Origin of the sequence: Salinisphaera shabanensis E1L3A (genome assembly GCF_000215955.2) — a bacterium.
Lineage (GTDB): Bacteria > Pseudomonadota > Gammaproteobacteria > Nevskiales > Salinisphaeraceae > Salinisphaera > Salinisphaera shabanensis.
In genome coordinates, this window is record NZ_AFNV02000018.1 from 69,840 (window position 1) to 95,101 (window position 25,262).

The window sequence follows — 25,262 nt, forward strand, 5'->3', positions numbered from 1 at the left end:
CTCAGGACGGCCGCGACAGGCCCAGACGCGCCATCAGGCCGCTGCGCCGCTCGCCCGGCTCTCGGGCCGCGTCGTCCGTGTGCTGGCTGGTCGAACGGGTTTGATCGTCCGGGGCGGCGGCATCGGCTGTTGATTCGTCCGCGCTCGAGGCAGCGCCCGCGTTTTCTGCTTGTGCCAGGCGCATTGCCAGTTGCCCGAGACTGTCGAGCATCATCGCGCGGACCGGCACCTCAACGCCGTGGCGCTCGCGCGCTGTGGCCACTGCACGAACCGCCAGCAGCGAGTGCCCGCCCATATCGATGAACGTATCCTGCGGCCCCGGCGATACATCATGGCCGAGCGCCTGCGACCAGAGTGCGGTCATCGCGGCTATTGCGTCCGGGTTTGGCTGCGTGAGCGCAGGCGCGGCCGATGGTTTCGTAAACGGGTCGACGAGCGCATTGCGGTCGATCTTGCCGTTGGCCAAGCGCGGCCACTGCGTCTGAACCACGAACTGCTGGGCCACCATATACAGCGGCAAATGATCACGCAGATACCGACGAAGCGTTGTCGGCGTCACGTTTTCCTGCCCTGCGGCCGGCTGCCACCAGGCAATCAGCTGATCGTCGCCCTCACCCACGCAGCGCACGCCTACGACAGCGTTTTCGACGGCCGGATGCCGGGTCAGCACAGACTCGATCTCGCCCAACTCGATGCGATAGCCACGCAGCTTGACCTGCGTATCCGCCCGCCCCACGAACTCGATCTGACCATCACTGCGCCAGCGGCACATATCGCCGCTGCGATAACGACGCGCGCCCGGCTCGCCATCCGGGTCCGGCACGAAACGTTCGGCGGTCAGGTCCGGTCGTCCTACGTAGCCGCTGGCCACGCCGGCGCCGCCGATCAGCAGCTCGCCGACCTCGCCAATGGCGACCGGCCGATCCTGCGCGTCCACGATCTGGGCGCGCCAACCGGCAATCGGCGGTCCGATGGTTTCGGGGCCGTCGACCTGGCGCTCGCTCGATGTCGCGAACACGGTGGACTCGGTCGGCCCGTAGCATTCCATCACGCGGGTGACGCCAGGCTGTGCGAAGAGTCGGGCCACCAGATCGCGGCGAAGCGGTTCGCCGGCCGGTACGACGGTTCGTACCGACGCGGGCAGATCCACGTGGCGCAGTAATGCCGACAGCGCCGACGGCACACCGCCTACCGTGGTCGGTGGGGTCTCGGGGGGTGTCACCAGCGCGAGCAGATCGTCGACCAGAACGATCGTCTTGCCGCGGCACAGCGGTACGAACAGCTCGAACACGGACACATCGAAGCAGATCGACGTCGCGGCCAGCATGCGCTCGATCTCGTCGTTGCTCATTGCCTGTTCGGCCCACGCCAGCAGTGCGAGTACATTGCGATGTCGTACCGATACACCTTTCGGGCGGCCTGTCGAGCCTGAGGTATAGATCACATAGACTTCGCGCTCGCTATCCACGGGAATCTGCGGCACGGCCCCGGTCGCGGCCATTGCGCTGTCCAGCGTCAGGGTCGGCGTTTCGCCCAGCGGCAAGTCATTGTCGTCGACCAGCGTCAGGGCAACGCCGCTGTCCTGTGCGGTGAACAGCAGGCGCTCCAGCGGGTACGACGGGTCCATTGGCAGGTAAGCCGCCCCCGCCTTGAGGATGCCGATCAGGCCCGCGATCATCGCCGGTGTGCGGCGCGCACATAACCCGACCCGCTGACCGGGGCCGATACCCCGCTCGGCAAGGGCGGCCGCGATGCGGTCCGAAGCACTGCCCAGGCGATCGTAATCCCAGTCACCGCTGGCATGCGCGACGGCGATCGTATTCCGTCCGGCGGCCGCCCCGCGGCGCAGGGCAACCACCAGATCGACGTCCGGTTCGATCGCCAGCGGGGGCGGATTGAAACGCGCCCCCGGGTCGTCACGTACGGCCGCCTGTACCGGCAACGCGTCGATCGCGATCGACGGTTCATCGACGATAGCGGCGAGCACGCTTTCATAGTCGTTCAACCAGCGCGTGATCATGTCCACATCGAAAAGCGCGGTGGCGTAATCGCAGTCGATCCACCATCCGTCGGCGCCGATCTCCAGATCGAAATGCAGATCGAACTGGGTGGCCGTTTTTGCCGGCTCGTCGATCGCACTCTTCAAACCGGGCAGCACGGGCGGCCCGTCATCGGGCGCGCAGTTGAACATGATCTCGGCCAGCGGCAGCCGTGACGGATCGCGTGGGCCGGCGACCTCACGCACGATCTGGCCATAGGTCGCACCGGCATGATCGCTGGCCGCGCTGATGGCCTGTCGAACCGTGCCCAGCAGATCGTCGAACGACGCGTTCTCGGCCGCGGTCAAACGCAACGGCAGCGTCTGTACGCAATGGCCGAACAGCTCGGTTTCGCCTTCCAGCACCTGACCGGCCACCGGCATGGCGACGACGATATCGCGCTGGCCGGACAGTCGCATGATCAGCGCCGCGAAGGCGGCGAGCGTCAGCGCGAAACGCGTTGTCGAGCGCTCGGTAGCGGCCGCGGTGATACGTTCGATGAGGGCATTCGATATCTGGTGACGGGTCGTGTGCCCGGCTGCCTGACGTTGTTCAGGACGCGCTGCACGGGTTGGCAGTGTCAGCTCGGGCGGCGCGGTCGCATAGAGCTCGCGCCACCAGGCCAGATCCGGCGCGAAATCGCGCGCCATCTGCTGGGCCACATGGCGTGAGAACGGTACCGGCTCGGGCAAGCTGGCATCGGTATCGGCCACGTGTGCGGCGTAGAGCGCGCCGAGGTCGCGAAAGAACAGCATCGACGACCAGCCGTCGCACACCAGATGATGCAGGAGCACGCCGATGACGTGAAGATCCGCTGCGACCTGATGCACGACCAGCACCGCGAGTGCGGTATCCGGGTCGGACAGATCCAGTATCGGGTCGCTCATCGCATCGATCGCCTGATCGGCCGCGGCCTGTGGCTGCGCCTCGTCGCGATCGTCGACCCACTCGAGCCTGACCACGCGCGGGTCGACCGGCCGATACTGGCTTTCTCCATCCGGCGAGAAACGCAGCGACAACGACTCGTGGCGGGCAGCTGCGGCCTCCACGGCAGCCGCGAACGCCGCCTTGTCGAGCGGCCCCTCGAGCGTGAGCCGGCAGACCTGGTTGTAGGCCGGTGCGACATCGGGATCGACCTGCTGCGCGAGCCAGATTTCACGCTGTGCTTCGATCAGCGGCATGGACTCACCCATGGCCAGCCCGGCCGACGCCCCGACCTCGACCGCCGCGCTGGCATCGGTCTCGCCGGACGGTTCGCCCGGCAAGGCGCCGACACGCACGAGCGCATCGACGCCGGCCCGTATAGCGCGTTCGATCGTGTCGATGTCCTGTTCGGTATGGGCAATCGAAAAGAAACAATTCTGTGCCCAGTCGCGTACATAGACCCCGTGCGCGATCAGCCACGGGGCGAGCAGCGCGGCAAGCGGCTGATCGGGCGGCGTATCGAACCGGAACCAGGACGAGAAATAGCGGATACGCAGCGGAACGCCGCCCTGTTCCATCGCCGTGTTGATCCGTTCGGCAAACGCAGCCGTCGCCTTATCCAGCCGTCGCTGCGACGCGCCCGCGTCCGTCTCGAGCCAGTCCAGCACGACATCCGCGGCGGCAATGGCCAGGGGGTGGCGTACGTGGGTGCCGGCGAAGAAGGTCATCGGCGCTTCGGGCACGGAGTCGTCGTCGAAACGCCAGTCCCCGCCGTCAATGGAATCCAGCCAGCGTGCGCTGCCGGCAAGTGCCCCGATCGGCAGACCGCCGCCCAGGATCTTGCCGTAGGTGCACATATCGGCACGAATGCCCCAGAGCGCGTTGAGACCGCCCAGAGCGCAGCGGAAGCCGGTAATCATTTCGTCGAGAATCAGCGCAGCGCCGGCACGCTCGGTGATTTCTCGCACTTCCCGCACGAACGCGGCGGGCTGCCGATCCGGGTGGCGACTCTGTACGGGCTCTACCAGCACCGCGGCGATCTGGCCGGCGCGCTCACGCAGGATCGAAAGCGACGCCGGCGAGTCGTAGTCGAGCACGATGACGTCGTCCACGGCATGCGCCGCGACGCCGGGCGCGCCGGGGCGTGTCGAGAGCTCGTCGTTGGACACATGGGCGCGGCCGAGCACCTCGTCGAACGTGCCGTGGTAGTCGCCGGAGAAATACACAATGGTCTGACGCCCGGTGACCGTTCGGGCACAGCGCAAGGCCGCCATGACGGCTTCGGAGCCGGTGCTGGTGAACGTTGCACGTTCGTGCCCGGTCAATCGACACAACCGCTCGGCCACGCGCGGCGCGGCCTCTGCCTGCGGGCCGAGCTCCATGCCGCGATCGAGCTGTGCATGCACGGCCTGGCGTACGGCGGGATGGCCATGGCCGAGAAAGGCCACACCCAGACTCATCGTGAGGTCGATATAGTCGTTGCCGTCGATATCGGTCACGCGTGCGCCGTCGCTCGCGCACATCGCGATCTGATACGTCAGCCCTTTCCAGTCGCGATGAAAACCGACGACGTGCCGCGGGTCGGCCAGGTGCTGTCGACCGCTTTCGGCCAGCGCGCGCGACGCCGGTGTGCGCTCGACCAAGCGTTGGGTCAACGTATCGATGAAACGGCGCTGCTCCGCGGTCAGGGCCGTGGTCATCGCGCTCGCGAGCGGCCTGTAGGGGCCGAAGCGCCCGTTGGCCATATTCGACTGAGCGCCCTGCCCGCGCCCGTTCAACGAAATCTGCGTACCACCCGCCGGAGCGGGGGCGCTCGACGCCGTAGCGCTCGCGTGCGAACCGGATGGAGGTGTCGCCGGGGGCGGTGTATTCGGGGTGGTAGGCGATGGCGCGGCGCCCAGCAGTGCGAGCTGTTGCTGCATCAACGCCAGCTGTTGCTCGACGATTCGATGCGTTTCACTGGTGGCCGGCGCGGCGGCGGTGGACGCCGCAGCCTGTGGCCACGATGGCTGCGACGGTGTCGAGACGGCCGGCTGCACAGGGGCCACGCTCTGCGGTGCGGAATGGGCCGGCGCCTGTTCGGGCTGCGCCGGCGTTGGCGCCACGGGTGCGGGCATTTCCGCATCCAGATGGGCCGCCAGCGCATCGAGCGTCTCGACGCGCTCGAGCAGATCGCGAAAACGGATGTTGACACCGAAGTCGCGAGAGATTTCGGCGGCCACCTGCGTAAGGAACATGGAGTCCATACCCAGACCGGCAAACGTCTTCGTGGCGAGATCATCGACAATATCGATGCCCGACAGGTCGTGGAACAACGTACGTAAGCGGGCCCGTAATTCGGGCAGTCGATCCGGTACGGCGGCAACGGGTTCGCTCGGGGCGCTGGAAGCTACGCTCGGAATCATCTGCGGTCCTGCTTGGGGCGATACACGTTGCGGGGGATCGATCCAATAACGCTGGCGTTCGAACGGATAGGTCGGTAAATGCAATCGTTGGCGCGGCGCCACATCACATTCGAACACGGCATGCCAATCGGGCGTCACGCCTGCCTGCCAGAGCGCGCCGAGGGCCTTGAGCAAGGCCACATCCGCAGGCGTTTCGTCACGCGCGCCGGGCTGGCTGGGAATCGCGATCAGCGGCGAATCGCCGGGCTCTTGCTGGCCGATCGCGGAAGTTAACTGCCCCCCGGGCCCGCATTCGATGAACACCGGGCGCGTGGCGTTGCGCACCGACTCGATTGCAGCCGAGAAACGTACGGCCGAGCGCATCTGGCGCGACCAGTAATCCGGCGCCTGCATGTCGTCGGCGTCCAGCAGCTCACCGGTCAGCGTCGATACGATCGGGCGCTGCGCGGGCGCGCGCTTGATCGCCGCGACCGCCTCTTCCAGTGGTGCCATCGCCGGCGTCATGGCGCGACTATGGAAGGCGTGCGATGTGGCCAGCCGCGTATGCCTGATATCCACCTTTTCCAAGCGTGTCGCGAGCGCATCGATCATGTCGTGGTCACCCGAAACCACACATAGCTCCGGCGCGTTGATCGCGCTGATCTCGACGCTCTCTTCGAGATACGCCTCTACCGTCTCCGGCGCGGCGTGTACTGCCAGCATCGCGCCGGCGGGCTGTTCGGCCATTAGCCGTGCGCGGGTTGCGATCAGTTCGCAGGCATCGGCCTCGCTGAACACCCCGGCAAGTACCGCGGTCGCGAATTCGCCCACACTGTGGCCGACCAGCATATCGGCTTCGATTCCCCAGGCCCGCCACTGATAGGCGAGCGCCAGCTCGATAACGAAAACGGCCGGCTGGGTAATCGCGGTGTCGGCAAGCTTGCGGGCGGCCTCGGCTTGTACGGACGACTCCGCCAGGATGAGCGTTCGTATATCGAGGCCAAGCGGCGCTTCGAGATGGGTGGCCAGCCGGTCGACTGTGTCCCGGTAGACGCCCGGCGCCTCGTAGAGCGCGCGCCCCATGCCCGGATATTGAGCGCCCTGGCCCGGCAGCACGAAGACTACGGGCGGCGCATCGGCTTCGGTTGCGATCGTCGTTTCGGCACGGCGCGCAGCCCGACCGAGCAATTCGGCGGCCTCCGCCACGCTGCCCGCCACGACATGGATCCGATGACTCATCTGAGCCCGCCCGACCGCGAGGGTCCAGGCGACATCGGCAAGCACCGTATCGGGATGCGCAGTCAGCCATTCGGCCAAGGCCGTGCAGCGCTTGGCCAACGCGGTCGGCGTTTTGGCAGATAGCACCAACAGTTGCGGCACACGCGTCGGAGCACTGCTTGCCGGCCGTGGCGGCGGCTCGGAGACGATCACATGGGCGTTGGTGCCGCCCACCCCGAATGAGGACACGCCGGCAATACGCGGCCGGTCGGGCTGCGACGGCCACGACGTGAGCTGCTCGACGACTCGGAACGGAGTCGTGGAAAAATCGATACGCGGATTGGGCCGCGTGTAATGCAGGGTGCCCGGCAGGCGCCCTTCCCGAACCGCGTGCACTACTTTCACCAGGCCGGCCACGCCGGCGGCAGAGTCAAGATGGCCGACATTCGGCTTGACCGAGCCCAGCCATACCGGCGCGCCCTTCGCGCCGCCGGCGCGCCAGGCCATCGCCAGACCTTCAACTTCGATCGGGTCGCCCAACGGCGTACCCGTACCGTGGGCTTCGACATAGCTGACTTCGTCGGGGCTGACGCCGGCCGCCTGCTGTGCCTGATGAATAACGCCCGCCTGGCCCGCGGGGCTGGGCGCGGTGAAACTCATCTTCGCCGCGCCGTCGTTATTGATCGCGCTGCCGCGTATCACGGCGAGAATGTCATCGCCGTCGGCCACCGCGTCGTCGTAGCACTTGAGTACCACGGCGCCCAGTCCGCTGGAAAACACCGTGCCACAAGCGCGTTCGTCGAAGGTGCGCACATGCCCGTCCTGCGAGGCCATGCCACCCTCTTGGGCGAAATATCCCTGCTCCTGTGGCAGACCGATGGAGACACCGCCTGCAATCGCCATTCGCGATTCGCCGGCCAGCAGACTCATGCAGGCCTGATGTACCGCCACCAGGCCGGTGGAACAGGCCGTCTGTACGTTGATCGCGGGGCCGGTCAGGCCAAACTTGTAGGCCGTGCGGGTGGGCAGGTAGTCCTTGTCGTTGGACACCATCGCGGTAAAGCTTTCCACACCGCGAATGCGCACCTGATCGTCGATCGCTGCCCGGTCGTGCAATATGTTGTGGAGCAGATACGACTCCAGATAGCCGGCGCCTGCGAACACGCCGACATCGGCGCCGCTGCGGGCCGGATCCACACCGGCCTGTTCGAGCGCAGTCCAGGCCGTTTCCAGCCAGAGTCGTTGCTGCGGGTCGATCAACGCCGCTTCGCGCGGCGTGATGCCGAAGAACGACGCATCGAAATATTCGATGTCGTCGAGCACACCGCGTGCGGTCACGAATTCCGGATTCGCCATGAGCGTATCGATGTCCGGCTCGTAGGGGCGCAGCGCCTCGGCGTCGAAATGGGAGAAGGATTCGACGCCGGCGACCAGATTGGCCCAGAACGCGTCGGTATCGGCGGCGCCGGGGAAACGCCCGGCCATGCCGATGATGGCGACACGGCGATCGGTAAGCGACGCGCGCGTACGGCGTCGCGCTGCAGTGCGTGCCTCGGCAGGCGCGCGCGTATCCGCACCGGCTGCCAGCCGCTCGGCGAGCTTACGGATCGTGGCGTACTGGAACAGTTCGGCAATCGAGGGCGCATTGCCGAACTCCTGGGTGATACGCCCGCGTGCCACGACCAGTGACAAGGAATCGCCACCGATATCGAAGAAACTGTCGTCGATACCCGGACGCACTGCGCCCGTCACTTCGGTCCAGATGGTCGCCAATGTTTTCTCGATATCACTACGCGGGGCGATATAGCTGCGCGCACTCACCGACTCGTTCGCCGGGTCGGGCATGGGCAAGCTGCGCCGGTCGATCTTGCCGTTCGCAGTCAATGGAAATACATCCATCGGCATATAGACGTTCGGGCACATAACCGACGGCAGGCGCGCATTGGCGTGTGCACGGATCGTGTCTTCATCGAACGCCGCGTTGAGGCGCAGATACGCAACCAGACGCGGCGTCTGATCGCCGACCAAACGCACAACCGCCTGCTTGACGCTGGCATGGGCGGTCAGCGCCGTTTCGATCTCACCCGGCTCGATACGATGGCCGCGTATCTTGATCTGGTCATCGCTGCGCCCAAGGCATTTGAGACGCCCGTTGCCCTCGGCATCGATTTGCCAGCGAGCCAGATCGCCGGTCTTGTATGTGCGTTCGGGCGCGATATCCGCCGCGGGAGACCAATCGATAAAGGCCGCCGCGCTGCGTTCGGGATCATTCAGATACCCCGCCGCCACGCCGTCGCCGCCGATATACAGTTCGCCAACCACGCCGGGCGCGACCAGCGCGCCGTTCGTATCAACAACATGACAACGCGTGTTGGCAATCGGCGTGCCGATGCCGATATCGCTGCTATCGATCACGCGCTCGCAGGTCGACCAGACCGTGGTCTCGGTCGGGCCATACATGTTCCAAAGTGCAAAGTCGCCTTCTGCGGCATCTAGAAGATCGCGAGCCAGGGCCGCATCCAGCGGCTCGCCGCCCACCAGCGCGACGAATCCTGATGGCGGTGCCCAGTCGGCTAGACGTAGCAGCCGCCAGGTGGACGGCGTGGCCTGCAGGCGATTGATGCGGCCCGTATCGATCAGTCGCGCAAGGCGTATGCCGTCGAAAACGTCCTCGTCCTGCGCGACCACCACGCGTGCGCCGACCAGCAGCGGGCCAAACAGCTCGAGCACTGCAATATCGAAAGACAGCGTGGTGACGGCCAGCCAGCGATTGTCCTTGGCGACGCCCGGTCGCTCGATCATCGCCTGCAAGAAGTTCATGACATTGGCGTGGGTAAGGACCACGCCCTTCGGCTGGCCGCTCGAGCCGGAGGTGAAGATCACATACGCGGTGTCGTGCGGCGCGACCGCGGGTCTGATTACGCTGGCGTCGCCAACGTTTGCCTGCGCCGCATCATCCAGCTCGATGATTGACGGCGTGTTGTCGGGCAGCGCACCGACCACGGATCGCTGCGTGATGACACAGACCGGCTGCGCGACATCGAATACGCGCGCGAGCCGAGAGCCCGGATGCGTCGGATCACAGGGCACGTACGCTGCGCCCAGGCGCTGCACGGCCAGCGCCGCGATCACCAGAAATTCCGAGCGTGGCAGGAATATGGCCACATGGTCGTGCGGACGCACGCCGAACGTCGCCAGGCGCGCCGCCAGCTGGTCGATTGCCGTGTCGAGCGCCGCATAACTCAATTCGCGGCTCTCACAGCACACGGCAATCCGGTCGGGCGCGGTCTTCGCCCAGGCCGCGACCGTGTCATCGATCTTGCGTTCGTTGGACCAAACCGTGGGCTGTGGCTGCCATTGTTCGATCAGCTGCGTGCGGTCAGCGGTGGCCAACCATTCCAGCGATTGCAACGAAACGTCACCGCCCTGCTCGCTCGCCGACTCGGCGAGCCTGACCAGGCGGTCGATCAATCGGTTGGCGGTGGCTTCGTCGAAACTCTGCGGGTCGTAGCTGAGATCGAGCTTGAGCTGATCGCCGCCATAGGCAAACAGCGTCAGCGGATAGCCGGTATGACCGCGCAGGTCGAAATGCCAGTCGTGGCCGCGCTTGCATGGCTCGAGCGCCGCATCGATCGTCTTGTGGTCGTAGATAACGATCGAGTTCAATAGACCGCGGCCGGTGCCCGAGGCGCGCTGAATCTCGAGCAGGCCGAGATGCTGATGCCGGTGCGTGCGCCGCTGGTCCTGACGTCGTTCGCGCAAAAACGCGCGCAACGACATATCGGCATCGACGGTCGCACGCGACGGCGTGGTATTGATGAAAAGCGCCAGAACGCGATCTGCATCGCGCACGCCCCCCAGCCGGCCCGAACGGGTCACCCCATACAGCACATCGCGCGCGCCAGTATGGCGCCAGAGCAGAATAGCCCACAGCCCTTCGACCAGGGCGGGCCATCCGATGCCGCGCTCGCCGACGAGTGCGCTCAAGCGTGCGGTGGTTGCGGCATCCAGATGCCGGATCACGCGCTCGGAACGGGGCACGGTCGCAAAATCCGGGCTCGAGCCGTTACCAAGCCCCTGCAACAGGGGCGCGCTCGGTGCGTCGCGCAAGTAGTCACGCCAGAAACGACGGTCCGGCTCGGTGTCTCGCGTTGCGTGCCATTCGAATAGTGCGTTCGGCGATTGCGGCGGCGCCAGATCGGGGGCCGGAGCACCGCGTGCGAACGCATCGTAGTACTGGAAGAACTCGTTGATGGTGAGCACGGATCCGCGCCCGTCCATAATCACGTGATGGAACGACCAAAGCAGACGCCATTCGTCACCACCGAGATCCAGAACGGTAAAACGAAATACGGGCGCAACAGCCAGGTCGATCGGTTTGTGGAAATCGGCGTCGGTGAACGCCTCCACCTCGGCCGCGGACCAGGCGCTTGCATCGTGGATTTGTAGCGAAAGCTCGGCGGTGTCCTGCACGATTCGCCGCGCGGTACCGTCTGGCTGCCAGTCATAACGTGCGCGCAACAGTTCGTGCCGGGCGATCAACGCGCGCCACGCAGCAGCGAAAGCCTCGGGGTCGAAGCGTTCGTTGAGCCGAACCACGAACTGTTCGACATTGATCGGCGAATCCGGTGCGGCGATCGCCTGCAGGATCATGCCGCGTTGCGTTGGCGTGGGTATGGACTTTGCGATGTCGCGTGGCGCACTCATAGCTTGCTGGTCGCCAGCTGAAGCTGCCCCGCCGCACGCTCTCGCGTCACCCAGCCGAGCGACGCGTGGTGCGCACCGTGCTTTATCGTCATGCCCCTACTCCAAATGCCCCGATACGTGCGGTTCGATCCCGCATACAAGTCGATCGCGGTAACGTCTAATTGTGCCTAAACGCTATCGACCTAAGGCCGCTTCACTTGAGACCTACATATGAGATCGAGTCGATGTGTTGCCTATTGCAAACACGCCCCCGCCGAGAATGAACCGGGCGACATGCCCTGCATCGTAACCGGCTATGTGAGGCATTATGAACCGAGCCGTGGCTTGCATCACGCACAACACCCGAGGATGCAGTGTACTGCGCGCCGACGCGGCGTTGGCTTGCCCGTGAGGCAGTGGCGGGGCCGGTTGAACATCGATGACGGGTGCCTTCACAGGAACGACGGGCACAAAAAAAGCCCGTCAACGCGGGCTTGGGCAAGCATCTTCAGTACTTTCGGCGATTGATATGGAGGCCAGGCCCGGAATCGAACCGAGGTACGCGGCTTTGCAGGCCGCTGCATCACCACTCTGCCACCTGGCCGGTCGCATACATCCGGAGACGCGGATGCTGATAAAGAAAAACCCCGACCGCCGGGCCGAGGTTTCGGCAATGTCTATTTGGAGCGGGAAACGAGATTCGAACTCGCGACCCCAACCTTGGCAAGGTTGTGCTCTACCACTGAGCTATTCCCGCGCCGTTGAGAGTGCGTATTCTAGGCAGAAAAGAACGGGTGTCAACCCATATCGGCAAACGATTTTTTGTCGACCTGATGGTGGCCTGAATCGCCACTGTTGCACTGGCCCGCCCAGCCGCGTCACGAAGCGATTTTCCGTCGCATGAGTCACGACCGCGAGCCGCGTAGGTTTAAAGCGTTGGCTGGTTAGCGTTCCATGCTCAAGCGCGGCCAAGCCTGACGCAGGTAGATAACCATCGACCAGAGCGTGAGCGCTGCGGAAATGATCAGCAGGACAACTCCGAACAGATAGATCCCGCTGCGCTGTACCAAGTCAAACAACATGCAGAAGATCGCGGCCATCTGAATCGCGGTCTTGTATTTACCCAGAGAACCCACGGCAACCACGCCGCGCTCGCCCAGTTCGGCCATCCATTCGCGCAGCGCCGATACGGTGAGCTCACGGCCTACGATCACCGTGGCCGACAATGCAATGTAATAGTGTGGATCGCGATAGACGAGCATTACCAGCACGGCACAGACGATCAACTTGTCGGCAACCGGGTCGAGAAAGGCGCCAAACGCCGAAGTCTGATTCCACCGTCGGGCCAGGTGCCCGTCGAGCCAGTCGGTGGCCAGTGCGATACCGAACAGAATCGCGGCAACGATGTTCGCGCTCGGCAACGGCACGAACATGAGCGCCACCACGAACGGGATGAGGATCAAGCGAAACAGGGTCAGCCAGATGGGCAGGTTCAAGCGTTTCTCCTCGCGGGCCGCGCGGGCCGAATGGCGCCGTCGTCAGGCCGTATTGTGGAAATAATCGTAAATCCGTTGTGCCATGGTCGCACTGATGCCTTCCACCCGTGCAAGCTCGGATACACCGGCACGGGCCACCTGCTTCGGCCCGCCAAAGGTCTGCAGCAATTTCTTGCGCCGTTTTGGCCCCAGCCCGTCCACGCCATCGAGCATCGACCCCTGGCGCGCCTTGCCGCGCTGGCCGCGATGCCCGGCGATCGCGAACCGATGCGCTTCGTCGCGAATCTGCTGGATCAGGTGCAGGCCCGGCGAGTCTGCCGGCAGTATAAGAGGCGATTTCGCGCCCGGCAAAAAGATCTGCTCCAGGCCGGGCTTGCGCGTCGAGCCCTTGGCCACGCCGATCACGTTAACACCGGTCACATCGAGTTCTTCGAGTGTTTCGACCGCCACACCCAACTGCCCCTTGCCGCCATCGATGAGCAGCAGATCGGGCATATAGTCTTCGCCGTTCTTGACGCGTTTGAAGCGCCGCGTGAGCGCCTGACGCATGGCTGCATAATCATCGCCCGGCTCGATGCCGTCGATATTGAAGCGCCGATACTTCGACTTGTTCGCCACGCCAGCCTCGAAAACGACGCACGAGGCTACGGTGCGTTCGCCGCGTGTATGGCTGATATCGAAACACGCCATATGCATTGGCGGCGCCTCGAGGCCCAGGCCCTTGGCAAGAGACGACAGGCGTTTCTCCACCCCAGCACGGCTTGCCAGCTGCGCCGATAGCGTCTGTGCGAGCGTCGCCCGCGTGTTGTCCAGCCAGCGCTTGCGCTCGGCCCGTACATTGGTTTTGAAACCGACCTTGCGTTGCGCTCGTCGGCCCAGACTCTCGGCAAGCCATTTGTCGTCGGCTGGCAGCGGATCGACGAGCAGCTCCGGCGGCGGTCGACGCTCGAGATAGTACTGGCTCATGAATGCCGCGGTAAGGTCGGCCACGTCGGTGCCGGGCGGCGCATGCGGGAAAAAGCTTCGATGGCCGAGGTTGATACCCCCACGCACGGTCACGACCACGACCGCGCCTATGCCGCCATCGATGGCCGCACAGACAATATCGAAGTCGCTCTGCCCGCCGACTTTCTGGCTTTGCGACTGTAACCGTCGCAACGCGGCGATCTTTTCGCGAAGACGTGCGGCGGTTTCGAAATCGAGCGCTTTGGCTGCCGTCTCCATATCGCCTACAAGACGATCGATGAGCTTTTCGTTGCGCCCTTCCAGCAACTCCACCGCATCGTTCACATCGCGGGCGTAGTCCTCTTTGCTGATGTGGCCCACGCAGGGCGCGGTGCAACGCTTGATCTGATACTGCAGACAGGGACGCGAGCGGTTCTCGAAGAAGCTGTCCCGGCAATTGCGCAGCTTGAACAGACGCATGAGCGTGTCCTGCGTCTGCTTGACTGCGCCGGAGCTGGGAAACGGGCCGAAATAATGGCCTTTACGCTTCTGCGCACCCCGGTGATAGACCACGCGCGGATATTCGTTATCGCCCGTGATCAGCAGGTATGGATAGCTTTTGTCGTCGCGCAGATAGACGTTGTAGCGCGGCCGGTGCTTCTTGATCAGCGTTGATTCGAGTAGCAGCGCTTCGTCTTCGGTATGCGTGATCGTGACCTGAATATCGGCCACCTGATCGAGCATCGACTCGGTCTTGGCATTGCCCGAAGCGCGCAGAAAGTAACTGGATACACGCTTTTTGAGGTTCTTTGCCTTACCCACATAGAGTACGTCGCCCTTGGCGTCGTACATGCGATAAACGCCCGGGGCCTGGGTCAACTGACGCAGATAGCTGCGCGGGTCGAAGCCGGTATCGCTTGGCTGTGGCGTTGTTTCGTCGCTCATCGCATCATCATGGCGCCGCAACGCGTGCAGGCAAGACCCGCCCGTCGACGTAATCTCGCGCACGCGCGAAAACTTTCGCGAACATCGCTTCGGTCAGGCGTTTCGTGTTCACGTTATAGCGGCTGCAATGGTAGGAATCGATCAGCATTCGCCCGCCGCCGAGCGCGTGTTCTACACCATGACCAAACACGAAGTCACGTTGTCGGGCGCCAAGCGCGCGGACCACGGCCTTGTGCGCCACACCGCCCAGCACCAGCAGTACACGCGGCGCGACCAACTCGCTTGCCAGAAATGGGTTGCAGGCATTGACCTCGGCGGCCACCGGCTTGTTCTGGGGCGGCAGGCACTTGACGACGTTGGTAATACGACAGTCGTCGAGTTCGAGGCCATCGCCGGCGCCAGTTGCCTCGGGCCGCGAGGCGAAGCCGTAGTCGAAAAGCGCGCGATAGATCAATGCGCCTGACTGGTCGCCCGTAAACGGCCGGCCGCTGGCGTTCGCGCCGTGCAGGGCCGGGGCAAGACCCACGACAAGCAGACGCGCCGTCGCCGGGCCGAACGATCTAACCGGAGCCGCGTGGTAAGCCGGAAACTCGTCGCGAACGCGTTCTCGCAGCGCCACCAAGCGTGGGCATCGTGCACAATCAGCTGGCGGCGCAATCATCTGTTCATGCTAGTTCTAGCGTAATAACTGTCAGCCAATATCCTGATTAGTAATAACTTTAAAAATAAAACGCCCCGGCGATGAGGATCGCCGGGGCGCGAAACAGGTGCGCGACCCGCGCCTTGATGGATCAGGACAGCGACAGCTCGGAGGCGCTTACGACCACGCCGTCGAGGTCGGCATACACCCAATCGCCCGGCATGAAGGACACGCCCGCAAAACGCACCGGTACGTCGCGCTCGCCCTGATTTTTCTTGTTGGATTTCTTCGGGTGGGCATTGAGCGCCTTGACGGTCACGCCCATCTGCGAGATTTCGGCCGAATCACGGATACAGCCATAGACCAGAATACCGGCCCATTCGTTGTCTATCGCAAGCTGGGCCAGATTATCGCCGAGCAGCGCGCAACGATCCGACGCGCCCCCGTCGACGACGAGCACCCGCCCTTCACCGGGCTCTTCCAGAGCTGCCCGCACCAGGGAGTTGTCCTCGAAGCATTTCACCGTGCTGATTGGGCCGGCAAAGTCGAGCGTGCCGCCGAAGTCGGTGAAAATCGGTTCGGCGATCTGCAGCTTGTCGCTGAATTCGTCGCAAAGATCGGTTACAGGGGTCATGCGCAGCTCTTCTTCCATCAAATGAATAATAAAACGGCTCAAACAGTACGACGGGATGCCGTACCGAGTCCAAATACGCCAGCCAGCGCGCCAAAGGCGAGCATCACAAAATACACCCCGGTCCAGGCGGGCAGACTGATACCAAGAAAAGCGCCCTTGACCTCGGCGCAGCTGGCATCACCGCGCAGCACCGTCGCCAGAACTTCGGTCAGCGGCATGACATCGATCAGGTAGTCGAGGCCGGGACCGCAGGCGGGTACCTGATCCGGCGGCAGGTGCATGAGCCATACGTGACGTGCGGCGATCGCAGCCCCCGCCAACGCCGACACACAGGCAAGCGCCGCGTAGACCCGGTGGGGGGTGCCTCGCGAGCCATGCAGCCAGCCGATCAGGCAAAACAGCCCGACACCCGCCATCGCCACGCGCTGAAAGATACACAAGGGGCACGGGTCGAGACCCTGTACATACTGCAGGTAATAGGCGAACGCCAATGCGCCCGCGGCGGCCAGAAAGCCGGCGAGAAAATAGATGCGCGTGCTCATACGGCGATGATTTCACAAGGCTTGGCCCGCCGCAATCGCAACACGCTCTTGTGGCTGCGCGCGATGCCGCAAGCCCTTCGCACAGCTTTGTTAAAGCCGGGCCACGATTCGCCGATAGTTCATCGGATCGCCTGTCTCGGCGAGCAAACCGGCTGGTGTACTCAAGCGCCGGGGTCGGTAATACGCAAGGGGAAAATAATGCTCAAGCGCCTTAATCAGATCAACGTGAAATACGCGATCGCGTTCATTACCGTCGCCGTTGCTATGTTTGCGGTTGTCGCGGTCGATCTGTTGCTCGTTCATACGCTCAAGGAACGGATGCGCGAGTTCGGCGGTCCGTTTATCGATTCGACCTCGGCTGTCTTGAACGCCGACCGCGATCTTTATCAGGCCTATGTAGCCACCCTTGAATATATGCGCATGGAACCGGGTAGCGAGGCCGCGCAGGAACAACGGGCGCTCTTCGAGGAAAACGCCGTGCAGGCAAAAACGCGTCTTGAGCGATTCGCTAATAATCTATCAGCCTATCCCGAGGTCGTGGCAGCCCTGGATGGATTCCAGACGCGCTACGACAGCTGGATGAGCAAGTCGGCGCAGGTATTCGAACTGCGCGGCAATGGCGATTATGCCGGTGCACGCGCAATTCTCAACGCTGACGCCGAGCCTGCGTTCGCCGAGTTGCGCGAGGTCTACGATCGCGCCGGCGAAGCGGCGAGCGCCAAGATTCACGCTCTGGAAACAGCGACACTCGCGCGCGCCAACGTGCAGGAATACGCGGTTATCGGCTTTTCGATCGTCATCGGCCTGATCACGCTCATTGTGGCGCTGGTCGGCCCCCTGATGATGTCGCGCGCCATTCGGGCAGTGACCCAGCGCATCAAGGAAATCACCGAAGGTGACGGTGACCTGACCGCACGTATCGAAACACGCCGCACCGACGAACTCGGTGATCTTGCCCTCAATTTCAATGCGTTCGTCGGCCGTATGGACGGCACGCTGCAAAGCGTACGCACGTCCGCACTGAGCGTGCATGGTGCCGCGAACGAGATTGCCCAGGGTAGTCAGGCGTTGGCCAGCCGGACCGAGCAATCCGCCGCGAGCCTTGAGCAGACCTCGGCATCGATGGAAGAAATTACCGCAACCGTCGGCAATACCGCCGAGGCCGCCGATCAAGCCAACGACTTGACGCAATCGACTGTCGATGCGGCACACGAAGGCCAGAAGGCCATGCGCGCAATGGCCAGCACCATGGACGATATCGCTGCGTCGGCCGGTGAAATCAACGATATCACCACGCTGATGGACGGCATCGCCTTTCAGACCAACCTGCTCGCGCTGAACGCCTCGGTCGAGGCCGCCCGCGCCGGCGAGCACGGACGGGGCTTCTCGGTGGTGGCCCAGGAAGTACGTAACCTCGCCAGTCGTGCAGCCGACGCGTCGCGCCAGATTCGCGCCTTGAGCGATACCTCGGTCACCCACACCGAATCCGGAACGCGGCTGGTGCGCGAAACCGGCGTGACCATGCAGGACATCGTCGACCGGATCGAGCGCGTGACCGAAGTCGTGGCCCAGATCCGTAACGGGGCACGCGAACAAAGCCAGGGCGTAAGCCAGATCAATGTCGCGGTCACCGAACTCGATAGCGCCACCCAGCACAATGCAGCCATGGTCGAACAAACCAGCGCCGCGGCCGTGCAGATGCGGGAACAGGCCGATCAGCTCCAGGCGTTGCTCGCCTCCTTCCGGTTGAGTTCCGATCTCGCCGCACCGCAGACCGTCGGCCACCACGCCAGGACAACCGCTCGGCACGGCGCAGCGGCCGATACGCAGCAGGCACGGCTTGGGCACTTTGGTGGTTCGGCAAGCGAAGCCGCTGCATAGGCGACGCAGACCAGGTGACTGAAGAGATCGGGTGCCGGCGTGCGCTATTGCTCGCGCCGGACCCGGCTCTGGAGCATCTTCATTACGGCCCGCTCTTGCGGGCCCGTGAGATCGCCCTCTTCCAGCTCGGCTTCGATAAGCGCCTGGAAATGGCTTAGCGTACGGCCGTCGAGATAGGTTTCGATGACCCGCGGATCGATATAGCTCGAACGCGCGATGCTGGGCGTATTGCCAAGGCGCTCGGCCACGCGGTCGACCGCATCACGTATGTTCTTCTCGCTGATCTTTTCGTCATCGTCCGGCCCGATCTCGTCGAGTGCCAGCGCCGCCAGGGAGGTGCCCGCCCAGGTACGAAAATCCTTGGCGCTGTACCCCTCGCCCATGACCTCGTGGATATAGTCGTTCAGATCCGCGCTATCGACATAGACCTTGTCGCCGTTGTCGTCGTAATACTTGAAAATCTCGTAGCCGGGCTGGTCGTCGAGTTCCGCGACCACCCGGGCGAGGCGTTCGTCCTCGACGACGCGGTGCTGGCGCTGCCCGCTCTTGCCGTCGTAGTCGAAGATCAGCTCATCGCCCTCGATCGTCAGATGCTTCGATCGCATCGTGGTCAGCCCGTATGAGTCATTTTCGCGCGAATAGCTCTCGCTGCCGGGGCGAAAATAGGCGCTGTCGATCAGGCGCACCATGCAGGCAAGCACTTTCTCGCGCGTCATGGCTTCGTGGGTAAGATGCTGTCCGGTGGCGCGACGCATGGTCGAAAGCTGCTCGGCGAACGCGAGGATACGATCGTATTTCGCCTGCTCGCGTTGTTGCCTCCAGGCCGGGTTATAGATGTATTGCTTGCGTCCGGCTGCGTCCCGTCCGATGGCGTGCACATGCGCATTCTCGTCCAGCGTTATCTCGACCGCCTGCCAGGCAGGCGGCACGGCCAGAGATTCGATCCAGCGGCGACGCTTTTTATCGCGCAATGTGCGCCCATTGGCGTAGCGATAAGTAAAGCCCTTGCCACACCGATGGCGGGTCACGACAGGGCTGTGGTCTTGTTGCGGGCTCATCGCGTTCTGGTGGAGGGCTAGATGCCAAAAATGAGATGACTGCGCTTACGCTGCGCACCGGGCAAGCGATGCATAGAGCGCGCGCACAGCATTGGTCAATTGGGATCCGCAAACTATCCGGGTTTGTTCGTAAGCCGCGGTCGCTCGGGCCGGGCGCGATCCTTTGCTAGTCTTTTACCGGGGACTTATCACGAGGGAATGCATGGTTGGAATCGTCACACTCGCAACGCTTGCGATCGGCCTGGTCGTGTTGCCGGCCTGTTCGGACAACTCGACCGACCAAGCGAACGCTGGCCAGCTCGATCATATTCGCGAGCAAGGAACACTGCGCGTGGTGACGCGCAACGCGCCGACAAGTTACTACCTCAATCGCCACAGACAGCCCGTGGGGCCCGAACAGAGCCTGACCGCCGCGTTCGCGAAGCACCTGGGCGTGGATATCGAATATACGGTCAAGGATTCGATACGCGGCGTGCTGACCGCCCTCGAAAACGGCCAGGCCGATATCGCCGCGGCCGGGTTGAGTATCACGCCGGCACGGCAGGAACGATTCCGGTTCGCCGCGCCCTATCAGACGGTACGCCAGCAGGTGGTATGCAATGCCGAGAGCGCGCGTCCGCAAACCGTGGCCGAGTTGAGCGGCGTATCGCTCACGGTCATCGCCGACAGCAGCTATGTCGAGCGCCTGGAAACGCTCAAGAGTGACTATCCAACCCTGAAGTGGACCGAAGACAGTAAACGCGGCACCGAGCAGCTGCTGTATCGCGTCTGGCAAAACAAACTCGACTGTACGGTGGCGGATTCCAACATCGTCGACATCAACCGTCGCTACTATCCGCAGCTGCGGGTGATGTTCGATCTTAACGAAAGTGAATCCCTGGCCTGGGCCCTGCCCGAACACGCCGAAGCGCTCGCGCAAAGCGCGACCGCGTGGCTGACCAGCCAGGCAGGGAAACAGGCTCGCAAGGGGATGCGGAATCGCTACTATGCCTATCTGCCCGAATTCGATTTCGTCGACCGGCGTGCCCTGGTAGAACGCATCGAAACGGTCCTGCCCCGCTACGATTCGCTCTTCGAGCGTGCCGGCGAAGCCCACGCGCTGCCGCCGTTGCTGCTCGCAGCGCAGGCCTACCAGGAATCCAAATGGGACCCGAAGGCGAAAAGCCCGACCGGGGTGCGCGGGCTGATGATGCTGACCGGGCGCACGGCCAGGGCCGTCGGCGTCGACAACCGGCTTGACCCGGCCGAAAGCATAAGAGGCGGTGCAAAATATCTCAGCCGCATGCGTTCGCGTATCGATGAGTCCGTTCCGTCGCCGGATCGTCTGCTTATGGCCCTGGCCGCCTACAACATCGGCCTCGCGCATTTGCGCGACGCCCAGAAACTTGCCGAACGCCTGGGCAAGAACGCGCACGCCTGGCGCGATCTCAAACAGGTATTACCGCTGCTGGCCGACAAGCGCTACTACCCGTCGCTGAAATATGGCTACGCCCGCGGTCGGGAACCCGTGCGTTATATCCACCGTATTCGCGATTATGAGGACGTCATTCGACGTCATATCGACTCGGGCCGGTAATGCCGAAAAAGCGCTGCAGCTCGACATAGAGTGCATCCGGGGCTTCCTCGGCAACGAAATGACCACTGTCGAGCGCACGACCCGTGACCGCCGACGCATAGGCGCGCCAAACCGCGAGCACGTCGTACATTCTGTGAACAAAGCCATGGGCGCCCCAGAGCACCAGCAACGGGCAGTCGACCCGGTGGCCGGCGTCGCGATCCACGCGGTCGTGCTCGAGGTCGATACCCGCGGCGGCACGATAGTCCTCGCAGCTGGCGTGAATACAGGCGGGATCGGAAAAACAGCGCGCGTATTCAGCGACCGCGTCCGGCGTAAAGCGTGCGTTCGGGCCGCTCCAGCGCGCCAGCTTTTCACGCAGATAGTAGGTCGGGTCCGCGCCGATCATTCGCTCCGGCAATCCGTCCGGCTGAATGAGAAAGAACCAGTGGTAATAGCCGGTTGCAAACGCCTGGTTCGTGCTTTCAAACATCGCCAGCGTCGGCGCGATGTCGAGCACGACCAGCCGCGCGACCGCGGCCGGGTGATCGAGGGTAAGCCGATGGCCCACGCGCGCGCCGCGATCATGGCCGATGACGTCAAAGCGCGTATAACCCAACGCCTGCATTACATCGATACAGTCCTGCGCCATCGCCCGTTTCGAATACCCCGCGTGATCCGCCCCGCCCGCGGGTTTGGCGCTGTCGCCATAACCGCGCAAATCCGGACAGATCACATGAAAATGGGCCGCCAGTCGCGGCGCGACGCTGTGCCACATCGCATGGGTCTGCGGATAGCCGTGCAGCAACAAGAGTGGCGGGCCCACGCCCGCATGGGCGAGATGAATCGGCCCCGCCTCGGTATCGACGTATGTGCGGGTAAAATCTTCGAGCAGCGCCATGAGCGCCTTCTTTAAAAGTCGAGCGATACGCCGAGTCTAGACCCGCACGCGGTCCGACGTTCAGGCGAGTTCGGATTCGAGCTTGAGCACCTGATCTCCATCGCTTTGTTCGATGAGATAAGCCGGATTGTCGTCGTTGCCGTCACGCACGATGTCCGAGCCCTTGAGCGTCTTGCTCACACGCTCTTTATAGATCTGCGTGATCTTGCCTTGCGCCGTGCCCTGGCCCCAGTTCCATTTCACCTTGTACCCGATCGACCGCGCCATGCTGTGCTTTTGTCGTTTGAACCTGGTGCTCTCTACGCAGACATAACCGACACGGTTGCCTCGGTCAGTCGTTGCTACGCTGCTTGAGCCATTTGAGCGCGCCGGGCGCCAGACCACGAAACTTCGGGTGCGCGGCCAGGGGCGCAGCCATCAGCGCGTTCGGATCGGTCAAATCACGTACTGCGTGATAGACCTCCGAGCGTGTCATCGACGCATATACGATAAACATATCCTCGCGCAGACGTATCGCGTCGAAATTCTCCATCAGCGCGTTTTCGTCCGCGGATTCGGCGAATACGAGATAAAAACGCGGCGTTTCGAGATCGCTCATCGTAGTCCTGCCCCATGGCGCGATGGGCGAGCCCCGTAGTCGATCAACCGCCGCGCCATCTTGATATGGCGCCCGCTTAAACGTCGGCGAGCGCCTGCCATTCCAACCAGTCGATATCGCGCCCCGGTCGGGCCACGTGTTTGAACGCCCAGGCGTCTGTCAGCCATCGACGCAACGCGCTGTCGAGCCGTGCTTCGAGCCCCGTCTCGTGCTCGCTGTTGCGCACCCAGAAGAAAAGCTGGGCATCGTAGCCACGCTTGGGCGAAGGCTCGACATACACACAGCCGAGACACTGGGATTCATCGGGCCGCATCACGGTGTAGGCGAACGAGCGGCGTATCTGGAATTCTTTCTGATGCCACGCCAGATCGATCAGGTTCTGTTCCAGAGACAAATCAGCTGCCGGCCATGCGTCTGCCGGCCCGAATAACCCCGCGAGCCGCATACGGCTGCTCATCACCGCATCGTAGTCTTTCACCGCGTCATGAATCGTCAACGGCCGCACAGTAAAGTCCGGTTCGTTGAGGCCCATCGGGATGTCGAAATCGGCGGCGATAAACGATGTCATGGGCATAGCATAACCAACGTTGCAGAGGCGCCCGTCATTGGCGTGGCCACTCAGCCGACGGCCGTGCCATGCGTCGATGCGATAGCGCGTAGGCAGGCCTTGATCCGGGCCGGCGTCGGCTCCTGGTTCGCGCGCACCATCACGATCAGGCCACTGCCGCGAACGCGCGTGTCGGCAGAAGGGTTGCACACCACCTCGCCGGCTTCGTCGGTATATGCCAGCGCCGTACCGAGATCCGACTGAATCAGCGCAGCGACGAGATCGGCCCAGCGTACATCGTCGATGGTCAAATCGTAGCGCTGGGAATGATCGCCGTGATGGGTAAACAGATTTTCCATCATCGTTTCCACCCCGGGCGCGACGATCGCACGCACGATCAATTCCGGGTACGCACGGATCGGTCGTATAACCGAATGCGCGCCCAGATCGCGCAGGCGCTGACGATTGGCATCGTCAACGCATTCCACGACGACGTGGGTGCGCTCGCGATCGATCATCGCCGTTAATCGATGGGTGGTATCGAACGTCGAGCTGTCGGCGCGGCGGTCGTAGTGATCGTGTGCGAGCACGACGATATGGCGCGCGTATTCAGGCTCGACCCGTGCCAGATCGTCGACATTGTCGGCCTCGCCGTGGCGATGCAGTGCCCCGAGCTCGCGCAGCGTATCCGGCAACCCGTGCGGGAAACCCGTGGTCAGAAATTGAATCGGCAGATCGGCAAACGCCGGCGTTTCGCGAATCTGGCGAACGAACAGTTCACAGTATCGCGCGCCGTTGTACCTGGGCGTATTGACGACGAGCAGGTGATCTTCCATATCCCAGTCCCATTTGCCTTCGAGCATGCGCTGACGCCGTTGCAGGCGGTAGTCGATATAGTCACTGGCCAACTGTGCGAGCACGGTAATGCCCACGGCATAGAGTAGAATCACGGTCGCGACGCGACCGGCATGCGTTGCAGCGGAAAAATCGCCGTAGCCGACGGTGGTGAGGGTGGTAAGCGTCAGCCAGATCGCATCGGCCGCGCCGATATCTTCAAACGCAAGCATTGCCAGCGTATGAGTGACGATCACTGCCAGTAGCACGAGCAGAAGACGCCGCACGCGCGATCCGATATCGAAATACAGCTCGCGCGCGACTCGCTTGTGCGAGCGCGTACGCAGGCGTAGACGCCGGAGCTTCAACCCCAGCATGTGTTATCGCTGCCGCCGGCAAGGCCAGCGTGTTGAAAACCGTTCCCCCGCATAGTGCCTACGATACGCATAGGGCGGCGCAAAACGAACCGCGCATTGGTACGGCGTGTATCAGGCCGCGCCCCATAGCGCTTCCAATGTCCAAAGGACAACCATGCCGATCGCGATCGTGTAGAAAATGCTGCGTGTGCGCCAGGCCACCACCGCGGCAGCGGCCGCGGCGAACAAACGCAGATTGCTCGCGGATAAGGCGATCGCGCCGTCCTGTACAACCACCGCCGGCAGAATGATTGCCGACAGTACGGCCGCCGGTACGAAACGCAGCGCCCTCTGCACCGCCGCCGGCATCTCGAGCGAATCGATCATTGCGATGAACGACCAGCGCAGTACAAACGTCAGTAGCCCGACGCAGACGACGGCTGTCCACACATAGGCATCACTACTCATACGCGCCCGCCTTCGTCGGTCAGCCGGGCCACGGCAACACCGGCCGCAATCCCGGCGAGCGCACCCAGTATCAAGCCCAGATTCCACGGCAGTCCATGACCCGCAACGGCCACGCTGCCGCCAACCGCGGCAGCCGCAATGCTCGCCCGATCGCGTATGGCCGGCATGATCATCGCCAGAAAAACCAGCGGGATCGCAAACTCGAGATTCCACGCGTCGGGCAGGCGTGCCCCCGCCTGCGCGCCCACGATCGTACCGATCTGCCAACAGCTCCAGAGCGGCAGCGCGACACCCAGATAAAACGCCACACGTCGCGAAAGCGCGTCGCGCTCGGCAAAGCCGTACAGCCCGAACACATACGGCTGATCGGTCAGAAAATACGCCAGACACGCGCGCGTGCCAGCACGAGCACCACGAAAATACGGCGCAATCGATGCGCTATACATCATGAAGCGCAGATTGATGAAGAAAACAGTGATGAGAATGATCAATAGCGGCGCGCCGTCGTAGAGCAGCTGCATCGTCGCGAGCTGCGCCGCGCCGGCGAACACGAAAACCGACAGCGCGCTCGCCACCCATGGCGACAGCCCTAGATGTGATCTTTCAGTAGG

General features: G+C 63.3%; 16 protein-coding genes and 2 tRNA genes. 2 read left to right on the forward strand and 16 right to left on the reverse strand.

The genetic code is table 11. The features are described from left to right. Position 1: 1 nt before the first annotated feature. From SSPSH_RS12260 to SSPSH_RS12295, 8 genes are all read right to left on the reverse strand, one after another. Positions 2-11,272 carry a hybrid non-ribosomal peptide synthetase/type I polyketide synthase gene (locus tag SSPSH_RS12260; RefSeq protein ID WP_021031756.1) on the reverse strand — a complete coding sequence of 3,757 codons (11,271 nt, stop codon included), beginning with the start codon at positions 11,270-11,272 and terminating at the stop codon, positions 2-4. Positions 11,273-11,781: 509 nt separating this feature from the next. Continuing rightward, positions 11,782-11,855, reverse strand: a tRNA-Cys gene (locus tag SSPSH_RS12265). 78 nt (positions 11,856-11,933) lie between these two features. Further along, a tRNA-Gly gene (locus tag SSPSH_RS12270) sits at positions 11,934-12,008 on the reverse strand. A gap of 187 nt (positions 12,009-12,195) precedes the next feature. After that, on the reverse strand, positions 12,196-12,747 hold the full coding sequence (gene pgsA / locus SSPSH_RS12275; protein WP_006914703.1) for a CDP-diacylglycerol--glycerol-3-phosphate 3-phosphatidyltransferase: 552 nt from the start codon (positions 12,745-12,747) through the stop codon (positions 12,196-12,198). Between the two features lie 42 nt (positions 12,748-12,789). Beyond that, the gene (gene uvrC, locus SSPSH_RS12280) at positions 12,790-14,637 is read right to left on the reverse strand and encodes an excinuclease ABC subunit UvrC (protein ID WP_006914704.1); all 1,848 of its coding nucleotides are present in this window, start codon (positions 14,635-14,637) and stop codon (positions 12,790-12,792) included. A 7-nt stretch (positions 14,638-14,644) separates the two neighbouring features. Continuing rightward, positions 14,645-15,298: a uracil-DNA glycosylase gene (locus tag SSPSH_RS12285; RefSeq protein ID WP_021031757.1), complete on the reverse strand. Its 654-nt coding sequence runs from the start codon at positions 15,296-15,298 to the stop codon at positions 14,645-14,647. Between the two features lie 130 nt (positions 15,299-15,428). Next, a complete protein-coding gene (rraA, locus tag SSPSH_RS12290; RefSeq protein ID WP_040608128.1) occupies positions 15,429-15,911 on the reverse strand; it encodes a ribonuclease E activity regulator RraA in 483 nt (160 codons plus the stop codon). A 38-nt stretch (positions 15,912-15,949) separates the two neighbouring features. Then, positions 15,950-16,453 (reverse strand): disulfide bond formation protein B, encoded by a 504-nt coding sequence (locus SSPSH_RS12295; RefSeq protein ID WP_006914707.1) that lies wholly within the window; start codon positions 16,451-16,453, stop codon positions 15,950-15,952. A 198-nt stretch (positions 16,454-16,651) separates the two neighbouring features. Between SSPSH_RS12295 and SSPSH_RS12300 the strand changes: the two genes are divergently transcribed. Then, complete coding sequence (locus tag SSPSH_RS12300; protein ID WP_006914709.1) at positions 16,652-18,334, forward strand: methyl-accepting chemotaxis protein; 1,683 nt, start codon at positions 16,652-16,654, stop codon at positions 18,332-18,334. Between the two features lie 44 nt (positions 18,335-18,378). Here the strand turns inward: SSPSH_RS12300 and SSPSH_RS12305 are convergent, their stop codons facing one another. Continuing rightward, on the reverse strand, positions 18,379-19,362 hold the full coding sequence (locus tag SSPSH_RS12305; RefSeq protein ID WP_006914711.1) for a DNA topoisomerase IB: 984 nt from the start codon (positions 19,360-19,362) through the stop codon (positions 18,379-18,381). Positions 19,363-19,594: 232 nt separating this feature from the next. Here SSPSH_RS12305 and mltF point away from each other — a divergent pair, with 232 nt between their 5' ends. Next, on the forward strand, positions 19,595-20,968 hold the full coding sequence (gene mltF, locus SSPSH_RS12310; protein ID WP_006914712.1) for a membrane-bound lytic murein transglycosylase MltF: 1,374 nt from the start codon (positions 19,595-19,597) through the stop codon (positions 20,966-20,968). On the opposite strand, the gene SSPSH_RS12315 is transcribed toward mltF, so the two are convergent. From SSPSH_RS12315 to SSPSH_RS12345, 7 genes are all read right to left on the reverse strand, one after another. After that, on the reverse strand, positions 20,937-21,848 hold the full coding sequence (locus SSPSH_RS12315; protein ID WP_006914713.1) for an alpha/beta fold hydrolase: 912 nt from the start codon (positions 21,846-21,848) through the stop codon (positions 20,937-20,939). The two genes, mltF and SSPSH_RS12315, sit on opposite strands and share 32 nt — an antisense overlap. Before the next feature lie 60 nt (positions 21,849-21,908). Continuing rightward, positions 21,909-22,115 carry a hypervirulence associated TUDOR domain-containing protein gene (locus tag SSPSH_RS12320; protein ID WP_006914714.1) on the reverse strand — a complete coding sequence of 69 codons (207 nt, stop codon included), beginning with the start codon at positions 22,113-22,115 and terminating at the stop codon, positions 21,909-21,911. Positions 22,116-22,179: 64 nt separating this feature from the next. Further along, the gene (locus SSPSH_RS12325; protein ID WP_006914715.1) at positions 22,180-22,446 is read right to left on the reverse strand and encodes a hypothetical protein; all 267 of its coding nucleotides are present in this window, start codon (positions 22,444-22,446) and stop codon (positions 22,180-22,182) included. A gap of 76 nt (positions 22,447-22,522) precedes the next feature. Continuing rightward, positions 22,523-23,020, reverse strand: coding sequence for a hypothetical protein (locus SSPSH_RS12330; protein WP_006914716.1), 498 nt, complete (start codon positions 23,018-23,020; stop codon positions 22,523-22,525). Positions 23,021-23,064: 44 nt separating this feature from the next. Next, on the reverse strand, positions 23,065-24,204 hold the full coding sequence (locus SSPSH_RS12335) for a potassium channel family protein (RefSeq protein WP_006914717.1): 1,140 nt from the start codon (positions 24,202-24,204) through the stop codon (positions 23,065-23,067). 111 nt (positions 24,205-24,315) lie between these two features. Continuing rightward, a complete protein-coding gene (locus SSPSH_RS12340; protein ID WP_006914718.1) occupies positions 24,316-24,651 on the reverse strand; it encodes an AzlD domain-containing protein in 336 nt (111 codons plus the stop codon). Continuing rightward, on the reverse strand, positions 24,648-25,262 hold a 615-nt coding region (locus tag SSPSH_RS12345), incomplete at its 5' end, for an AzlC family ABC transporter permease (protein ID WP_021031760.1). The genes SSPSH_RS12345 and SSPSH_RS12340, both read right to left, overlap by 4 nt.